Origin of the sequence: Bacillus salacetis, assembly GCF_003581585.1 — a bacterium.
GTDB lineage: Bacteria > Bacillota > Bacilli > Bacillales > Bacillaceae_B > Rossellomorea > Rossellomorea salacetis.
Map to the genome: position 1 here is coordinate 157,291 of NZ_QXIR01000001.1, position 18,638 is coordinate 175,928.

The following is an 18,638-nucleotide window of genomic DNA, read 5'->3' on the forward strand; positions in this document are numbered from 1 at the left end:
CTCCTACAGTTTCACTCTCTGGAGTCTAAGTGCATTCAACACTACCGACACTGAACTGAAGGCCATTGCAGCCCCTGCCAGCCAAGGGGCAAGAAGTCCGATAGCGGCTATTGGAATGCCCAAAGTGTTGTAGGCAAATGCCCAGAATAGGTTTTGTTTGATATTCCTGATCGTTTTCTTACTCATGAATATAGCATCGGCAATGCTGTTCAAGTCACCTCTGATAAGGGTGATATCCGCAGCTTCCATAGCCACATCGGTTCCGGTTCCGATTGCCATACCGATATCGGCAATTGCCAGTGCTGGGGCATCGTTGATTCCATCACCCACCATTGCTGTTTTCTTTCCTTGATCCTGCAGCTTTTTGACTTCGTCGGCTTTGCCTTCAGGAAGGACTTCCGCAATAACCTTCCCTATGCCTGCTTCTTTTGCTATGGCCTCGGCTGTCCGGCGGTTATCCCCTGTCATCATGATGACTTCAAGTCCCATCTCCTTCAGTCTGTTGACGGCCTCTTTGGAAGTCTCTTTTATTGTATCGGCAACAGCAATTAACCCGGCATATTTCCCATCTACCGCCACCAGCATCGCTGTCTTCCCTTCACGCTCCAGTTCGTCCTTATCCTGCAGGACTGCTTCTTCCAGATCGATGCTTTCACGATTCATCAATTTTATTGTCCCAATGAGGATCCTGCGTCCATTGACAGCCGCCGTGACCCCAAATCCAGGAATTGCTTCAAATTCATCGTTTCCCGGAAGATCAATTCCTTTACCCTTTATGCCCTCTACAATAGAAACGGCAAGGGGATGTTCTGAAGGACGCTCAGCAGCGCCAACCAGCTTCAGGAATTCCGTTTCACTCAGGTCGGAATTTGTTATCACATTGGTTAAGACCGGTTTTCCATTTGTGACTGTACCCGTTTTATCAAGAACAACCGTGGTGATGGTATGAGTTGTTTCAAGATGCTCCCCTCCCTTAAAAAGGATGCCCATTTCAGCGGAACGTCCGGAACCAGCCATGATGGAGGTCGGTGTCGCCAGTCCCAATGCGCATGGGCAGGCGATAACCAGGACTGCAATGAGTTTTTCCAGGCTTTCTGCAAAATCACCGGGTGTGATCCAGATGAACCATATAAGGAAAGTAATGACAGCCAGCCCGACCACAATTGGAACAAAGATCCCTGATATCCGGTCAGCCATCCTTTGAATCGGCGCTTTAGAACCTTGTGCTTCTTCCACTACTTTGATTATCTGGGCAAGAGCCGTGTCCCTGCCAACTTTTGTAGCTTTTATCTTCAGGAACCCATTTTTATTGATTGTAGATCCAATGACCTCATCTCCGACCGTCTTGTCGACCGGAACACTTTCCCCGGTCAACATGGATTCGTCAATTGCAGAATGCCCTTCACAGACTTCCCCATCGACCGGCACCTTTTCGCCAGGCTTTACGTACACAATATCCCCAACCATTACTTCTTCAAGGGGAATTTCTACTTCTTCATCGTGTCGCAGGACTGTGGCTGTTTTCGCCTGCAGCCCCATCAGCTTTTTGATCGCTTCTGAAGATCTTCCTTTTGCTCTTGCTTCAAACAGCTTCCCAAGGATGATGAGTGTGATTAGAATGGCGCTTGTTTCGAAATAAAGATCGGTCATGCCTTCGGTGCTTCCTATCGATTGTACCGCCAAGAATAAACTGTAGAAGTATGCGGCTGACGTACCCAGCGCCACCAGTACGTCCATGTTGGCGCTCTTATTCTTTAATGCTTTATAAGCTCCCACATAGAACTGCTTTCCGACAACGAACTGCACAGGGGTTGCCAAAGCAAACTGCACCCAGGGATTCATCAGCATTTCCGGCAGATAAATGAATGAGGTGAATTCAAAATGGCTGACCATCGACCAAAGAAGCGGCAATGAAAGAATTAAAGAAAAAAGGAACTTCCCTTGCTGCTTCTGAATCTCTTTCTCTCGGTAATCAGCTGTATCCTCAGGATTTTTTTCAATCGTCTCCCTGGCTCCATAACCAAGCTTCTCTACCTTCTTTACTAAATCGGAAGCCGTAACAAGGGAAGGGTTATATTCAACGGTGGCTTTTTCAAGTGCAAGGTTGACGTTAGCGGTTGAGACTCCTTCTGTTTTGTTGAGGCCTTTCTCAATTCGGTTCGCACAAGCCGCACACGTCATACCTGTAATATCAAACTCAGCCTTTTCAGTTACCACATCATACCCCAGATCTATTATCTTCCGCTGTAAATCTTGAGGGGCGGTAACCGAAGGATCAAACTTGACTGAAGCTTTTTCCAGTGCAAAATTCACGTTTGCTTCACTGACGCCGGCTACTTTCTTTAATCCTTTTTCAATTCTGGAGGCGCAGGCAGCACAGGTCATCCCTGTGACTTGATAATTGATGTCTTTGATTTTTTCACTCAATTTAAACCCTCCATATACCTATATAGGGTATAAATTCCCCCTAAAGAAACGCGCCTCTTTGGCACGTTTCAAAGATTATTGTACGTCGTATCCCTGTTCATCAATTGTTTCTTTGATGGTGTCCAATGTCACTTCATTTGTGTTATAAGAAACATCCACTTTTCCTGAATCCAAATCGACTTTAACAGCTTCAACTCCATTTAATTCACCGACACTTCCTTCAATTGCTTTTACGCAGTGTCCGCAAGACATTCCAATAACATTGAGTGTAACGTTTTCCATTCTTAACAGCTCCTTATTTTTTCATTAGTTTTTGGATGGTGACCAGTACTTCATCTAGTACTTCCGTATCCCCTTCCTGGATCCGCTCAAGTACACACGTTTTCATATGACCTTCAAGCAGGATTTTGGCAACACTGTTCATCGCCGACTGTGTTGCTGATATTTGCGTAATGACATCATCACAGTACGTATCATTTTCAATCAGCCTTTTAATGCCGCGGATTTGTCCTTCTATCCGGTTCAGCCTTGTGACCAGATTGCTTTTCACTTTATCTGAATGGTGGCTTTTCCTGTCATGATTCGATGAGCAACTTGCATCGATTTCAACCAATTCTTCCGGACTCGATACCATTGCGTCACCTCCCTTAACTCTAATTTACTATACCCCCCTATAGTATGTAAAGTGTTTGGATTGATATAATCTTCTACTATTACTCCATTATTATTATCCTCACGATATATGTACTTGCCTCAACTTCTTCACTTACTATCAATTACCAGTCAAGCTGGGGAATCAGTTTTTCCCCTGAAAAAAATCCCCTGATATTTGAGAATTTTTTGGTCTTGACTGAAGAAACTGTCCAGAACCGATTTATTCAAGTAAAAAAACCTGCAAGCTCCTGACATAGCAATGAAGAAACACCGGCAGAACCCCCTCTGCCGATGTTCCATCATTCAACTTTAATGAAGAACTCTTCTACATAAGGATTCTCCGGTGCATCTATCACTTCATACACAGGATCCTTGATGAACGGCATCATATAGCCGTTTAAGTCGATTTTATCCACCATTCCGCTCACATTCACCCAGGTATCCGGCTCAAGTGAACCAAGTTGTTCATCTTCAGCCAAAAGTCCATACACCCCGGCATCCGCCACACAACAAGTAACGGTAAAACGCGAAATCACAGCCTGGTCTCCCTCAAAGCTTTCGTCTTTATAGATGAACCCCTTAAGCTGGATTTCCTTTCCGATAAACGCATCAAGGTTTTCATCAATAAGGCTGAGTGTTTGAATGAATTGTTCATCACGCACATAAACTTTTTCTCGTTCCGATGCAAGTACTTTCAGCTTATCAAAGTCCTCTTCAAGCGGAAATTCTTCATAATTCCCCAGTGTGGCTTCAACCGCTGATTCTTCTTTGGAGGTCTCCTTTTCATCAGCAGCGGGAACTTTCTCCCCTGTGGACGGCGGTGCGGAATACATACCGCTGCCGATATTAACTCCTCTTTTGGAAGCCACCGAGCTGTCCAGCAGGTTATCAGGAAGCATAAAACCTAAAATCACCGGAATAATGAACAAGCTGTAAACAGAGACAGTTTTCAGGAAACCCCTCGGAAGCTCGTGAGCATCACATCCGCAGGAGTGCACTTTATTTGATGAAGAAGTCCCTCTGATTATCTGAATGGCTCCGAGAAAAATAAATACTCCCAAGGCAAAATACATATAACCATGCATTTTCTCTGCCACAAAATTGGCCATGTCAAAGGTAAGGAAAAGTTTAAGAAGCAGCAGGGCATAACCAATCAGTATGATCCCCCGCAAATATGTGTGAAATTGTAAAGTTCGCAACTATAAGCCTCCTATCCGAAAAGAATTTGGAACAGCAATGTGCAGAAGTAAACAACAAGCGTCACAATCACTATAAATAGCAAGACGAAACGCTTTTTGAAATACGCCAGCATCAACAAGGTATTTTTGAAGTCGATCATTGGTCCATATACCAGGAATGCAAGAAGAGATCCGGAAGTGAAGATGGGTCCGAAAGAGGAGGCAACGAAGGCATCTGCCTCTGAACATAGGGATACTGCATATGCAAAGAACATCATTACAGCCGGTCCAAAAATTTCATTTGAACCGACGGCATTTAAGATTTCCCTATCCAGGAAGGTTTGAAAGCCAGCCGCAATTAGTGCACCGATGATCAAGAATTTCCCCATATCAAAGAATTCATCACTTGCATGGACAATCGTTTCCATGACCTTATTGGAACCGTGGTGATACTCATGATGGTGATGTTCTTCCCCGCTGCTCTCCCGAAGAGATGCTTTTTTCCCGTACAGTTTGTAAAGAGCAGCACCTATGAGCAGTGCAGCTACAAATGCGACCCCCATACGTCCGGCAACAACTGATAGGTTATTCTGAAATGCATAGTATGTAGAAGCCAGGACAATGGGGTTGAGGATCGGCGCGGTCACCATAATGACAATAGCCAGATGAGCTGGAAGCCCCTTTTTGATCAAGCGCCTTGCCACGGGAACAATAGCACATTCACAAATCGGCAGAAGGGCGCCTACAAAAACAGCAGGCAATAGGGCGAGGTATGGGTACCTCTTGGGAACAAGCCGTTGAAGCGTATTTTCCGATACGAAAACCTGTATAATTGCGGACGCAAAAACACCTATTAATATAAAGGGAATTGCCTCAAGCAGGATGCTTAAAAAGATTGTGGTCATATTTGTGAAGCTCGAATTCAGCATCACATCCGGCAGGAATTGTGTCAGTCTTTCCCCAGCCAGAAACAGGCCGATAAACAGGATAAACAGCAAGACCCCGACAAGGTCCTGGCTCCAGGCCCGCATTATGTTCATGATTAACCCTCCTATAATCGTAATCATTTCGGTTTATATTATATACTATGCTCGTCCCTGAAATCTATGATTATTTTAAATCCCTGCAATTTGATCGGTAAATTTCAAAGGTAAACGATTGACGTTATCACCATTTACCTTTATAATAATATTCTGTGTCCCAGTAGCTCAGCTGGATAGAGCAACAGCCTCCTAAGCTGTAGGTCGCAAGTTCAAATCTTGCCTGGGACGTTAATAAAAAGGAGCGGGAAACCCTTGATATATTAAGGATTTTCCGCTCCTTTTTTTATTATCTTTAAATGGATTAATTACGTACTTTCTACATTTGGGGTCGGAGTGGGTTCGAAAGTGTATTTTTTATATACAGGAGTAAATCTGCAAAAAATACAATTGGGTATGATAGGAGGTTGCTTTGTTTTAAGAGGAATTTGAATCAGCAAGAGCATGCTGAAGAATAGGAGTGGATAGAAAGGCCCTAACGGGATTTGAGTATAACAGAGTGATACATAAAAGCGAATACCTTTAGAGGGTTTCTGATTAATTACAGGTGGATATGACGAGACAAAGCCCCCATTACCAGAGAAATGAGAGCTTTTTTACAGAAAGCTCATTATTAGTTCAAGTATCTCACTGTATCTTTACACTTTGGGCATGTAATTTCATTAATCTCTCTAAATCGAATATCCTTCAGCATCCTTTTTTTAGATTCATAAAAGTGACTATACTTATAACCACATTCAGTAGATTCTTTATCTCTTATGGCATGGATTTTATTGAATACTTCACTAGAAACAGTTGGGAACAGCATTTACACCTCTCCTTTAACCTGTTTTCTAATATAATATCCTTTACAAAAAAATACAAACTTTCCACAAAAATATTTGTTAACCCCTTTAAAATGAGGGGGCTTTTGTGTTCTCTACAAATTATTATCAAGAGCCTGGCTCGTTGTATTTCGATTAGCTCTTAGAAATATGGGTGATTTTTCCTGGATTTAAACCATCCTTATTACCACCTGCGGCATATAGGTGTTTAATCATATCCCCCGCTGCTTTTAAATTCTTTCTTCCGCAATTTCTTCTCCAGAATCATTTTCAGAAGTATTCTCTTCTTGTCTTTTTGTATTAGATGCTTCTTAGCTTGCTCCTTTCTATGATATATAGAAAAAGTGTGAAATCCCTTTGGCTGATCAAGGAATTCCACACTCATAAATCAATTATACTATCCATATAAACTTAGTTTCCTTCCGTGCCGTTAGTCTCTTATCTTCTGATCCGGCCGATTCTTTTCATGACAGGGATACTGTAGCAGTCGTCACAGACGCCACCGTTGTCCCGGAATTCTATTTCATCCTTAATCTCTTTCCTGCATTTAGAGCAAATCATTTTCTTGGTAACCTGCTCCATTCCACCACCTCCATATTATGACAATTCGACATTTTTCAGAGTATTCCTTCTTTTCGTTCGCTAAGGTGCCAATTGACTATCTAAAACGGAATTTATTGCGTTAATTGCTGCTTGAGAAATTACTCCCAAAAAAGAAGAGCAGCTCTTTCCTTTCCTGCTTACGTGGTTTTCAAGGTAAATTACTAGGTAATAATTACTTAATATTAATAGTAATGAAGCAACAATGTTTACGAATAGAATCTAAAAAAAAGATACCTGAACGGTGGGGTCTGTAGTATATTTAGAGAAGCGAAATATACAACTAACATGTGAGGGTTCTTATGTGGAAAAATAAAAATGTCTGGATCATTTTGATTGGTGAGTTTGTTGCCGGGCTTGGATTGTGGCTCGGGATCATTGGAAATCTTGAGTTCATGCAGGAAAAGGTCCCATCTGACTTTTTAAAGTCATTGATACTGGCGGTTGGACTGCTGGCCGGTTTGCTGTTGGGACCGCTGGCCGGCAGGGTGACGGACCAGGTTGATAAAAAGAAAGTGATGCTGATTTCCGGCTTCGGCCGTGCTGTCAGTGTACTGTTTATGTTTGCAGCCATTCACACCGGTTCCGTTTTGTGGATGGTGGTCTTCATGATCTGCATCCAGATATCCGCAGCCTTCTACTTTCCTGCTTTGCAGGCTGCCATTCCAATGGTGGTCCAAGAAAAGGAGTTGCTTCAGTTAAATGGAGTCCATATGAATGTGGCTACATTATCGAGGATACTAGGGACGGCTTTGGCCGGGGTTCTTTTGGTTGTCATTTCTTTATCCATGCTGTACTTCCTTTCTTTGGCTGCCTACTTAGTCCTGTTTTTCCTTACCTTCTTTTTGCAATTAGAGGAGCCCGACCAAGGCGTCATTCTCAAAGGCAAAGCACAATCGGGAGGATTCAAGGAAGTCTTTCCGATTATCAAAGGTCTTCCAATTGTAATGATGACCCTGATCATGACACTGATTCCTTTATTATTCCTTGGCGGGTTCAACCTGCTGGTCATCAACATCAGTGAACTGCAGGACAGTTCAGCCATCAAGGGCTGGATCTACACATCTGAAGGGATATCCTTTATGCTTGGAGCTTTCTTTGTTAAACAGATCAGCGGCAAACGGTCACCATATGTCATCCTGTTCCTCTTCTCATTCGTTATGGGAGTTGCTCAGATGATGCTGTTCTTTGCTGATCAAGCCATCTTGGCTGTGTGTGCGTTTGCTGTGTTCGGCTTCGCAGTCGGCTGCTTTTTCCCGACTGCCGCTACAATATTCCAGACGCGTATTCCAAAGGAGTTTCATGGCAGGTTCTTTTCGTTCCGGAATATGATGGACAGGTTGATCTTTCAAGTGGTCCTGCTGATGACCGGTTTGTTCCTGGATCTTATGGGGCTGCAGCACATGACGCTTATGTTCGGCATCATTTCCCTTTCGGCAACTGCACTTTTCTATGTTAAGTACCGCCAGTTGAAAGAAACCGTCCTTGCTGAAAAAACAGGCTGAAAACCAAAACCCACACCGGGCGTCCGGTGTGGGTTTTGGTTATTTTACAGGGTACAATCGCGGGTTGCAGATAATATTAAAGTAAGAAACGGATTTCATCTCTCTGTCGAGAATTTGTTCACTCCATGTTTTTTCAATGAAAACCTCTGCTTTGGCACGTTCCCTTTCTCCGCCTCTTGCTGCTTCGTCTAAACAGATCCAGCTTTCATAGATGGACGTCATGAGGGCGCCGACTTTCTTTGCATGGAATGTCTGAACATCTTCAGATGAGACAGCCACATAATCAGTTAGTCCTTCAACCTCTTCCAACCCCTGCAGAACAGGATCTTTCAAAGCGCTTAATGAAACCGGAACTCCCATCAGCCTGTCTTTCATCTCCGCAATAAAGAGCTTGTGTGCTTGATGCCGGTTCATTAACCGCAGGATTTCCAAGCCAAGAATATTGGCCGTTCCTTCCCAAACCGTCAGCACTTGTGCATCCCTCAATAGTCTTGGCAGCACAAAATCTTCAATGAATCCATTCCCGCCGTGCAATTCAATTGCCTCATGGGCAAAGTGAATGGATTGTTCCGCAGTTTCTTTTTTTAATAACGCAATCAGAAGACGGTTCATTACCATCTCTTTTTCGGAAACAGGCTGCTCGCGGGACATCACTTTATCGAACAACTCTATCAGTGAAAAGACTGCACTCGTTTCAATTTCCTGCTTGACCGCCAGATGTGTCAATGTCTCTTTCACCATTGGATACTCGGCAAGCTTTCTACCGAAAGCCTCCCGGTGAAAAGCATAATTTCGCGCTTCCATATAAGCACGCCTCATGATGCCGATGGATGCGACAGCATTACAGACCCTCGACAGGTTGAGGGCTTCCATCATATAGTGGATCTCTTTGGAAGGTTCCCCGACAAGGAATGCCTCCGCTCCTTCAAATTCGACTTCAGCGGAAGGAACAGCACGGACACCAAGTTTGTCTTTCAATCTTCTGATTTTGATGCCATTCAGTTTGCCGTCTTCCTTTCTCCAAGGAACCGCAAACAGACTCAATCCCTTTGTACCCGGCTTGGCCCCTTCCATCCTTGCGAGTACCATTGCCACTCCGCACATTCCCGAGTTGGACGCAAAGTACTTTTCACCGAAAAGCTTGTAACTGTCCCCTGTCAGGACAGCTTTGGTATCATTGGCACCGACATCCGATCCCCCCTGCCGCTCCGTCAGAAACGTGGCTCCTTCATACAATTCCGTTTCCCCTGTTGATAAGACATGCGGCAGGAAACGCTCCCTGATTTCATCACTTGCATAGTGTTCCAACAAATAAGCGGCTGCCATAGTGAGGGTAACGGGACAGTAGAAGCCAGGTTCTGACTGCGACAGTAAATATCCCTGGGCATAGGAATAGAGATAGTTCCCTTTTCGCCCGAGTTCCGGAATCTGTTTATGGATATAGCCGACAATCCCCTTGTTATAGGTTTCCTTGACCGTTTGTTTATACCCTTCGTTCACCCAGATTTCTGAGATATCCTCACCGAAGCGGTCATATTTAATCAGGCGCGGCTGGCCTTCACGGTCTGTGTGGACAGCCCGTTCATCAATCTCCCCTGCGCACATCCTGCCGAACTCCCCCAGTTCCCTATCGGCCCACTCTCTCATATCGTCAGCGAGCAAACTATTGATCAGGTTGATAAAATGAGGGTCCTCCAGGTAAAAGTTTTCGATTTTTTTCATTTTATAACCTCACTTTTGTGTTCATCTTTTAACACCTGCTTGAGGATCTTGCCGGTGGCATTCCGCGGAAGTTCCTTTACCTGTTCATACAGCTTGGGAATTTTATAGCCTGCAAGTTTGCCGGTCAAATAGGTCTGACAGGATTTCTTTACATCTTGAAACTCTTCTGTTGAGACGATGAAAGCTTTCACTGTTTCTCCCCATTCCGGATGAGGCACGCCTATGACGGCTGCCTCGGTGATGGCAGGATGAGTAACCAGCGCTTCTTCCACCTCTTTTGGATAGATATTGACACCTCCGGAAATGATGAGGTCCTTCTTCCTGTCGACAATCCAGATATATCCTTCTTCATCCTTTTTGGCCAGATCCCCGGTTTTCAGCCACCCGTTATGGAAGGCTTCCTTAGTTCTTTCCGGATCCTTATAATAGCCTTTCATGTTGCCGTCACCATAGAGAAAAATTTCCCCGACTTCTCCCTGCGGCACCTCTGCCCCCTCATCATCCGCAATCTTAAATTCCGTTCCCAGGGCACCCCTTCTTCCAATACTGCCGGTATGTTTTTCATGTTCTTGCGGAAGCAGGAGTGTCCCGGTTGGCCCCGCCTCTGTCAGTCCATATACACAGCATAAGCTTTCTGTTTTGAACTTTTTCTGTATAAACTGAACTTCCTGCTTGGAGAGCGGTGCCCCCCCATACACCCAGAATTTCATAGATGATAGATTGAAAGCTTCAATATTTGGCATCTTTGCAGTAAACAAATAGGCTACAGGCGCTCCAAAGAAATGAGTGATTCTTTCTTTGTCCACCAATGATAAAAGAGCTTCTGGTGTGAATGCCGGCGAGAGGACATGGACCGCCCCCACATAGATACCGGCAGCAAGGAATAAATGAAGGGGAGCTGAATGGCTCAAAGGCATCATATGGAGTATCCGGCTCTCCGGTTTCATCTCCATCTCAACACACATCATGATGGCGGCGCTTAAGATATTCCTGTATGTAAACAGAACACCTTTAGGCTTACCGGTTGTTCCGGAGGTATAGAGAATAGCAGCTTCGTCATCTTCCACGAGGTTGCAGGCAATCGGAATCTCCTTGCCGCTTTCAAGCAGCTGCTGGAAGCTTTTCCATGATTCCAGAGCACTGCCTGTCTTGATTAAAAAGAGATCTTCATTCTGAATGTGAGACACAGAAGCAAACAGCATCTCATGGACAACAAGAGCTTTGGCATCACTGTGCTCCAGGATATACTGCACTTCTTCTCCTGCCAATTTGGCATTTATAGGTACAATGATGCCTCCCAGACGCATTACAGAAAAATAGGTGATGACGAATTCCATTGTATTCGGCATATAAAGAACCACTTTGTCTCCTGCGTCAATACCCTGCTGTTTTAAAGCAGAGGCAAACTTGTTCACCTGATGATCCAGTTCCCAATAATTCATACGCTGTTCCCCTGAGATGACGGCTTCTTGATAAGGATATTTACGGGCATTTCTCTCCAGCAAAGTAGAAATATTCATCATTCATCTCTCCCCAATTGTTCAAGTCTGGTCACAAAATCATCTCGCAGCTTCTCCAAATCATGTTTCATCGTCTCAAGCTCATTGATCCGGCCGCTCACCTCCTCGATTTTTTGATTGCCATATTCTATGGTCCTCTCCAATTGAGCTTTTCCGCTTCGATCCCGGTCAAAAAGATGGATCATTTCTTTGATTTCCTCCAATGAGAAGCCAAAGTTTTTCCCCCGGACGATGAGCTTAAGACGGGCATATTCTTTTCTCGAATACCTCCTTCTGCCATTCTCATTCCGCCTGGGCGAAATTAGCTGAAGTTCTTCATAGTACCTGATGGTTCTGGTCGTTATATTAAATTCATCCGCCAGTTGTGATATTGAGTAATTCATTTTGCCCCTCTCGAATCTGAATTTTCCAACAATTATATTTTACCATTGACGTTAACGTAAACTTCAATGATTTTTTAGAACAAAAGCGGAAGCACCTTGTTCAGCCCCGACAGGCATAAGACAGGCCGGCGGGAAGGTGGCTCTTTCACCTTCTTGACGGATTAGCTTATGACCCCGAGGGGCTAGGGGCTGGAGCTGGATGAACAAAAGCGGAAGCACCTTGTTCAGCCCCGACAGGCATAAGACAGGCCGGCGGGAAGGTGGCTCTTTCACCTTCTTGACGGATTGGCTTATGACCCCGTGGGGCTAGGGGCTGGAGCTGGATGAACAAAAGCGGAAGCACCTTGTTCAGCCCCGACAGGCATTAGACAGGCCGGCGGGAAGTTTCGTGTCCTTTAACCTTGTTGATGGAGCGGCTTAGGACCAATGAGGAAGTTGATGGAGGCGGACTGCAGCTTACATTCTAAGTTCCAAAGTTAAGGCCTTTAAGTGATTTCGAAAAATAAAAAAACCACCAGCAACCTGTCATCTGCTGGTGGTTTTTGCATCAGTATGAAAATTGATAGGAGCTTACCGAAAATGGCAGCTTTACCGCTTCTCCTCATCATGATCAAGGACATGATATTTGCTTTCATCAAAATTTTCGAGATCCTTCTTTGATTTACGGCGGAATAACAGCACAATGATCAAAGCAGGAATGGCCAGAATGATGTAACCGAAGATCAAATTCATAAAGCCTTCCATAAACATCTTCCTTTCAAAAAGTACTTAAGTCCATTATATCTTTTTCAGTGTCAATTCGAAAATCATTGATACGTCCACAAAAAAAGGAACGTATCCCGGCAGGACCGCACCTCTCCATTCATTGATCTATTTTTTAAACCGATTGCCTGTATTCATATATACCACCATAAATAGGACGATGCCAATAAACAGGCCGAGTCCCAGACCAAAAAGCCACTGGATTTCAAGCAGTTCGCTGGCTGGCCATAATAGCATGCACAACGATAATACAAATATCATTTTCCCCATGAATCGGCATAATGCCGGCTCATCATACTTTTCTTTCTCCTCTTTCGGCAAAGTATTGTAACCTGCTATCAGGGAAGCCCCTTTTCCGTTCATAAGGAATATCCCGAGGGTAATGAATGCCAGGAAGAGGATCAAGGTTACAATCATCGTTATCACCCTCCTGTTCTACCAAAATGATTTTGTTGCAAAGAAACCTGTGATGAGGACGGTGGATGCACCGATGACCACCATCAGCATACCCTTCGAAGTGTGCTTGGAAAGTTCTGCCCCCTCAATGATCAGCCCCGTGCCGATCAACCCGAATGCAATCATTTTTAGTATGACAGACTGAAAAGGGATGGAAATAAAAACAAGAAGTGAACCCATTGGCATGAGAATGGCGAAAAGAAGACCAAGAGGATTCCGCAGTTCCCCTTTGAACTTTTCTTTTTCCTCAGCTGTTAATTTGCTATACTCTTTTCTCGCTGAAGCTGCACCAAAAACAAGGACTAAAACTATACCTATCCCCAAAGCAATATCCATCCCTGCTCCTCAATTCTTAATCAAGTTTTTGATTTATTTAAACATATATATCCAAATATAAACACAAAAAAAACTCTCTTAAACCCTAAGAGAGTGCCTTAATTCTCCGGCTGCCACCGGTATTTTTGAAGGTTGATACCGCCATGAAGGCCGACTTCGACTCCTTCAATCTCCAGGTTCAACCGCTGCTCTTCAAAAGCTTCCTCGTCTTGAAGAGCGATCTGTCCCTTTGCATTGATTACCCTGTGCCAGGGCAGATTGTGCTTCCAGCTCATGGAATGGAGGATCCTGACTACCTGGCGGGCAGCACGAGGACTTCCGGCCAATCCGGCAATCTGTCCATAAGTCATGACCCGTCCCCGGGGGATGCGTTTAATAATTTCTACAACTTCTTTGGTAAAAGGTGTCATGGAAAGAACTCCTTACAATTTTTCGGGAAACTTATTCAAACGCGGTTTACCATTTATCAGCAACATCACCTGCATGAAGGCAATCGGAAGAAGGGTCTTCTTGTAAGCCAGATATTTTGGCTCCCAGGTGGTTGAAAATTTGTCCTTGAACTCCTTCAATCCCCTGAAGTTATAAAGGGAATTTCCATATTGGTAGGCAAGCCCGATGATCTTTTCGCTGGTAAAGGCATGGCTGCAGTTTCCGACATTGGAAAGCGGCGACATCCCCAGACTGCAGATTTCATAGCCTTGAGCCTTTGCCCAGTTGAAGATATAAATAAACAGGACATCCATGGTTCCATTGGGGCTTTCCGAAACCTTCCTCATTAGATCGATACTAAGAGTATCCTTAAAGTTAGTGGCCAGTGTAGAAAAGGCAATCATCTGTCCTTCAGAGTCCCTCAGTACGGCAATTGGAAACCTGCTTACATAATCTTCCCTGAAAGAAGCAACCGAGAACTCTTTTTCCTTCTGGTTTCCAAGCCATGATTTCGAAACCAGGTTAATCTCACTTAACAGCTGCTGGCTGAACGGAGGCTTGATGACCTCAAAATAGAAGCCCTCCCGATTGAATTTATTCATGCTCGTCCGCAGCTTTGCGTTCTGCTTCCCTTCCAGTGTAAATCTTCCGAGGTCTACCCGGCCTTCCTCACCCAGCTTTATGAACCTGCAACCAGAGTCATGATAATAGGGCATATACTTGGAGCTGATTTGATAGAAAACAGGTTTCAATCCTTTTTCCCTGCTATACTCACAGAATTCCTTAATTGAACCCTTGATATTTTCTTCAATTCCGACCGGGTCTCCCAGTACAATCAATTTATTTGCAAAACGTCGATAAACAATAAAAACCGTTAGGTCCTTAGTCCAGAAAATCTCCTTATCTTTTAAAAAAGTCAAATGAGTCAAATGACCGCCTCCCCGTACCTGCAGAATCGGAATCATTTGTTCAAAGTGTCCCTCCAAAGGACATACGGGAGATGCAGTGCCGTCTAAAGACAGCTGTTTCAAGGTATCAATTTGATGATTTTCCAGCATGAAATTGCCTCCTGATAGAATTACCTCATTACTATATCATACAGAAGACCCTCATAAGAGAGATTTTTACATAAAATCTTAAACTCAATAAAAAGGACTTGCGTTCTGAATACGCAAGTCCTTCCAGATGATTTAAAACGGATATTCCCTGTACTCCTTCTGGACAGAAACCCATTTTGTCTGGGTGAACTCTTCTGTCACCCAAGGATTCCCGAACCTTCCCATTCCGCTTGATTTCGTACCGCCAAACGGGACGGTCGGGCTGTCGTTGACAGTCTGGTCATTGATATGGGTCATTCCGCTTTCGACTTTAAGGGCACGTTCTTCTCCCTTTTCCAAATCCGAAGTAAAGATCGCAGAACTTAAGCCGAACTCTGTGTCATTTGCCAATTCGATTGCCTGATCATCCGTTTCTGCTTTGATGATTGAAACAATCGGAGAGAAAAGTTCCGTTTGGGCAAGCTCGCTCTTATTGTCGACATCTACAAAAATCGTCGGTGTCAGGATATTCCCTTCACGCTTTCCTTCCAGTACACATTTAGTTCCGGCTTTCTTCGCTGATTCTATAAACCCAAGCGCCTTTTCGATTTGGCCGTTATTGATCAATGGACCAATCACTGTGTTCGGGTCGGTTGGATCACCGTATGGAAGCTGCTTCGTTCTTTCGGTGAATTTCTCTATAAACTCATCATATTTTTCCTCATGCACAATAATCCGGTTGATGATCATGCAGATCTGCCCCTGATGAATGAATTTCCCAAATATTGCAGCATCTACAGCTCTGTCAACATCCGCATCTGAAAGCACAATGAATGGGTTATTCCCGCCGAGCTCCAATGCAACTCGTTTCAGCATGCCCCCGGCAATTTTGCCGATGTGCTTGCCAACAGGAGTCGATCCTGTAAAGCTGATGAGCTGGGAATGAGGCGTTGTCAGCATATCGTCGCCTATCTCTTCAAGATCGGTTACAATGCTGTTGAATACACCTCCAGGGAGCCCTGCTTGTTCAAAGGCCCTGGCAATGATGGCTCCTCCAGTCAAGCTCGTTTGAATATCCGGTTTATGAACTACTGTATTTCCCAAGGCAATAGCAGGGGCAATCGTTCTCATCGAGAGGTTCATCGGAAAGTTGAACGGCGAAATGGAAGTAATGACTCCGAGCGGCAGATGATGAACATGGTTCACTTTATTCTCAATCATAGATTCCACTTCCTGGACTTCTTCCAGGTGATAAGCCATTTTCGCTGCTTCTCTTGTCAGGCCGATGGTCAGTTCAAGTTCAACATGGGCTTTTACGACATTGCCCCCGGTTTCTTTTGAGATGATCGGGACAATTTCATCCTTATGCTTTTCTAGATAATCAGCTGCTTTCAGGAGAATCTCTTCTCTTTCCTCCGCAGACGTCCGGCCCCACTCCTTCTGGGCATCTTTTGCAATCAGAAACGTTTTTTCAAGTTGTTCAGCCGTTGCCAAAGATAAGGTATTGATTACGGAGTCATCATATTTATTCAAATTATCAATGGTCCGGCCGCTTTCACCCCTGGTCCACTCACCGTTGATGAAGCTCTTGGTGTACTGTTCAAACTTCTCCATTTTAATTCTCCTCTCTTTTTTACGTGGAATTCTTCTATATAGTAGTGATCTTTTCAGCGACAGAAATTATTTATCCTAAATGATTTTCTATCAAACATAAAGAAACCATATTCAGGAAACTGAATATGGTTGATTAAACACTATTTGAATGGGAATGTATAAATGCTCAATCCGCCCCGGCTCCTCCCCCTCCGTCTCCGCCACCGCCGTCGGAACCTCCGTAATAACCTGCATCAGTTGAGCCTGACGATGGAGCAGCAGGAGGGATACTCCACTTCCATGAATTCGCAATGAATACATAAGGATTCTGATCGGACATGACCAAAGCGGTTAACGGTGCCCTCGAGATTACAGCTTCATCTTGGACACCATTTAGCCAAACCTTTTTTACTCCAGGCCTGCCCTTGATCATCATGGATCGTATCATCCATTTATCCAGCACTCCTTCTGCAGGGATTCCCTCTCTTCTTAGTTGCTTCTTGAACCTCATTATACCGGTTCTCACACCTAGAGCATCGGCTGACACAGTATGGCGGGGCACCAGGAATAGAAGGATTATAAAGAATACAGCACTGATAACTAACAGGGTATATGCTCGTTCGTTATATATTTGCGCTGCAGTAAATATGGAAATGAGACCAAAAACAGCGTATGGCCACTTCGCTCTTAATTTCCATCCCCATAAAAGAAACACACCGCTGATGCCGGTGTATATCGAAATCAAAAGAGTACTTTGCTGATCAAAGTAACAGGCTGCTAATATGGCCGCCAAGATAAGGACCGGAACGAATCTCGTCATGATCTTAAACCATGTATCTCTCAAAAGGCCGTGTTCTTTTGCTTCCATTATTACGTCAGAAAACCATTCTTTCTCCTGTTCTTTAAACTGTTTCACCTTTGAATGATACTTCTTTAAATGACGCTTTTGATCTTTTTCCATTTTTGTGGCACCTGCGAGGTCATTCATGGAAAAAGAAGCAGAACCGTTCCTGCCTTTTCGCCTGAACACCCAGGACACCAGTTTCTTTTCCATCTCGGTAAGGCTGTCCTCATCGGTTTTTAAAGTGAAGAACAATGTCTCATCAGGGGAACGGGAGTCACTGAGGAACCGGCTCGTTGACTTCTCTTTACGCACCGATACCAATCCTTTCTCAACTAAGGAATATATCCCGGCAATAAACCCCATATGTGAAAATTTCCCTCTTTTAATTACAAGATAAAAAAGGAGGGGGTCCGTCTCCAGGGCATCAATGGGTTCACTTCTTCCCTTCAACCTGCTCAGGAAATGCCCCAGGGTTGAAACAAGGACTGCCATTCCAAGCAATACAGCCAGACTCAAAAGAATATTATTAAAGGATTTCATTTGTGCTTTCCTAAGAGCGGATTCAGCCCTGCGCTCTTCCTCTCCGGCGATGACCTTTTTCAGCGGTGATGGTGCTTCTGTCTTTTCTTGCGCTGTCATGATACTTGATGGAAAGAGGAGGCGTGTCTCAGTCAGGGAATACATTTTTGATACAGGTGAAGTAAATCTTACAACACTCGGACCTTTCTCCTGAATGTTTCCAGCACGCCCATGATAGAATGCAGCATAATTAGCAGGTTCAACTTCTTCAGGAAAAACAAAATCAATCGTAACATTGTTCAAGTCAACATCATGGTTGGAACCGGAATTAAAGAAAGGGACAGTCAAATCACTATAGGTATCATACGAATCAACCGCATTCCTAAGTTCATAAGCAAACACAAAGGTTCTGGTGCTGTTCGATATCGGGAAAGGAGATCGATAGGTATTTCCCTCCTTCTGCACTTTCAGGGATTGCAAATCTCTTTCCTCCAAAAAACCGATTTCCGCCTCTTTATTTATGAGCTCATAGGCTTCATACCACTCCACACCCTCATGATTTTCTTGGTGAATGGACCTTCTAATGCTTTCATAATCACCATTGAACGTATAGGTGAATACTTCATTCACCAGCAGATTTCCATTCGGCTGTATCCAGGCACGAATGTGCACTTCATCGATACTATAGGACTTTGCATACGCAGTCTGTCCTAATGCGAAGAGAAAAAGGAGAAGAACCAGTATCTTGATGAACCTATTCATTCTTGAAACACCCCCTCTTATAAAAGCAGAATTCAACCTGGCTTTAC

18 protein-coding genes and 1 tRNA gene are annotated in these 18,638 nt (G+C 44.2%); 2 read left to right on the plus strand and 17 right to left on the minus strand.

From position 1 onward, the window contains the following. Positions 1–3: 3 nt before the first annotated feature. The 5 genes from D3H55_RS00815 to D3H55_RS00835 all read right to left on the minus strand — a co-directional run bounded on the left by D3H55_RS00815 (position 4) and on the right by D3H55_RS00835 (position 5,299). Positions 4–2,427, minus strand: coding sequence for a heavy metal translocating P-type ATPase (locus D3H55_RS00815; RefSeq protein WP_119544918.1), 2,424 nt, complete (start codon positions 2,425–2,427; stop codon positions 4–6). A 75-nt stretch (positions 2,428–2,502) separates the two neighbouring features. Beyond that, a complete protein-coding gene (gene copZ / locus D3H55_RS00820; protein WP_119544919.1) occupies positions 2,503–2,709 on the minus strand; it encodes a copper chaperone CopZ in 207 nt (68 codons plus the stop codon). A gap of 13 nt (positions 2,710–2,722) precedes the next feature. After that, entirely contained in the window at positions 2,723–3,061 is a 339-nt protein-coding gene (locus tag D3H55_RS00825) for a metal-sensitive transcriptional regulator (RefSeq protein WP_119544921.1), read from the minus strand. 319 nt (positions 3,062–3,380) lie between these two features. Continuing rightward, positions 3,381–4,280 carry a TIGR03943 family putative permease subunit gene (locus D3H55_RS00830; protein WP_119544923.1) on the minus strand — a complete coding sequence of 300 codons (900 nt, stop codon included), beginning with the start codon at positions 4,278–4,280 and terminating at the stop codon, positions 3,381–3,383. Between the two features lie 11 nt (positions 4,281–4,291). Beyond that, the gene (locus tag D3H55_RS00835; RefSeq protein ID WP_119544925.1) at positions 4,292–5,299 is read right to left on the minus strand and encodes a permease; all 1,008 of its coding nucleotides are present in this window, start codon (positions 5,297–5,299) and stop codon (positions 4,292–4,294) included. A gap of 157 nt (positions 5,300–5,456) precedes the next feature. Here D3H55_RS00835 and D3H55_RS00840 point away from each other — a divergent pair. Continuing rightward, positions 5,457–5,530: transfer RNA gene (locus D3H55_RS00840), tRNA-Arg, on the plus strand. Between the two features lie 801 nt (positions 5,531–6,331). On the opposite strand, the gene D3H55_RS23945 is transcribed toward D3H55_RS00840, so the two are convergent. Continuing rightward, the gene (locus D3H55_RS23945) at positions 6,332–6,508 is read right to left on the minus strand and encodes a hypothetical protein (protein ID WP_168412914.1); all 177 of its coding nucleotides are present in this window, start codon (positions 6,506–6,508) and stop codon (positions 6,332–6,334) included. Positions 6,509–6,561: 53 nt separating this feature from the next. Then, positions 6,562–6,705, minus strand: coding sequence for a hypothetical protein (locus tag D3H55_RS23950; RefSeq protein WP_168412915.1), 144 nt, complete (start codon positions 6,703–6,705; stop codon positions 6,562–6,564). Between the two features lie 320 nt (positions 6,706–7,025). Between D3H55_RS23950 and D3H55_RS00850 the strand changes: the two genes are divergently transcribed. After that, entirely contained in the window at positions 7,026–8,228 is a 1,203-nt protein-coding gene (locus tag D3H55_RS00850) for an MFS transporter (protein WP_119544929.1), read from the plus strand. A gap of 39 nt (positions 8,229–8,267) precedes the next feature. Here the strand turns inward: D3H55_RS00850 and D3H55_RS00855 are convergent, their stop codons facing one another. From D3H55_RS00855 to D3H55_RS00895, 10 genes are all read right to left on the minus strand, one after another. Then, positions 8,268–9,950, minus strand: a complete 1,683-nt coding sequence (locus tag D3H55_RS00855) for an acyl-CoA dehydrogenase family protein (RefSeq protein WP_119544931.1) — start codon at positions 9,948–9,950, stop codon at positions 8,268–8,270. Further along, entirely contained in the window at positions 9,947–11,470 is a 1,524-nt protein-coding gene (locus D3H55_RS00860; RefSeq protein WP_119544932.1) for a class I adenylate-forming enzyme family protein, read from the minus strand. Before D3H55_RS00860 ends, D3H55_RS00855 begins: the two co-directional genes overlap by 4 nt. Continuing rightward, on the minus strand, positions 11,470–11,853 hold the full coding sequence (locus D3H55_RS00865; protein ID WP_119544933.1) for a MerR family transcriptional regulator: 384 nt from the start codon (positions 11,851–11,853) through the stop codon (positions 11,470–11,472). Before D3H55_RS00865 ends, D3H55_RS00860 begins: the two co-directional genes overlap by 1 nt. Positions 11,854–12,441: 588 nt before the next feature. Further along, on the minus strand, positions 12,442–12,585 hold the full coding sequence (locus tag D3H55_RS23955; protein WP_168412916.1) for a hypothetical protein: 144 nt from the start codon (positions 12,583–12,585) through the stop codon (positions 12,442–12,444). A gap of 138 nt (positions 12,586–12,723) precedes the next feature. Continuing rightward, positions 12,724–13,032: a DUF3784 domain-containing protein gene (locus D3H55_RS00870; protein WP_119544934.1), complete on the minus strand. Its 309-nt coding sequence runs from the start codon at positions 13,030–13,032 to the stop codon at positions 12,724–12,726. Positions 13,033–13,050: 18 nt separating this feature from the next. Continuing rightward, positions 13,051–13,407, minus strand: coding sequence for a hypothetical protein (locus D3H55_RS00875; RefSeq protein WP_119544935.1), 357 nt, complete (start codon positions 13,405–13,407; stop codon positions 13,051–13,053). A 98-nt stretch (positions 13,408–13,505) separates the two neighbouring features. Continuing rightward, a complete protein-coding gene (locus D3H55_RS00880) occupies positions 13,506–13,817 on the minus strand; it encodes an MGMT family protein (protein WP_119544937.1) in 312 nt (103 codons plus the stop codon). A gap of 12 nt (positions 13,818–13,829) precedes the next feature. Next, on the minus strand, positions 13,830–14,894 hold the full coding sequence (locus tag D3H55_RS00885; RefSeq protein WP_119544939.1) for a phosphatidylglycerol lysyltransferase domain-containing protein: 1,065 nt from the start codon (positions 14,892–14,894) through the stop codon (positions 13,830–13,832). Between the two features lie 132 nt (positions 14,895–15,026). Further along, complete coding sequence (locus tag D3H55_RS00890) at positions 15,027–16,487, minus strand: aldehyde dehydrogenase family protein (protein WP_119544941.1); 1,461 nt, start codon at positions 16,485–16,487, stop codon at positions 15,027–15,029. Between the two features lie 166 nt (positions 16,488–16,653). Next, positions 16,654–18,591 carry a DUF2207 domain-containing protein gene (locus tag D3H55_RS00895; protein ID WP_119544942.1) on the minus strand — a complete coding sequence of 646 codons (1,938 nt, stop codon included), beginning with the start codon at positions 18,589–18,591 and terminating at the stop codon, positions 16,654–16,656. Between the last annotated feature and the right edge of the window lie 47 nt (positions 18,592–18,638).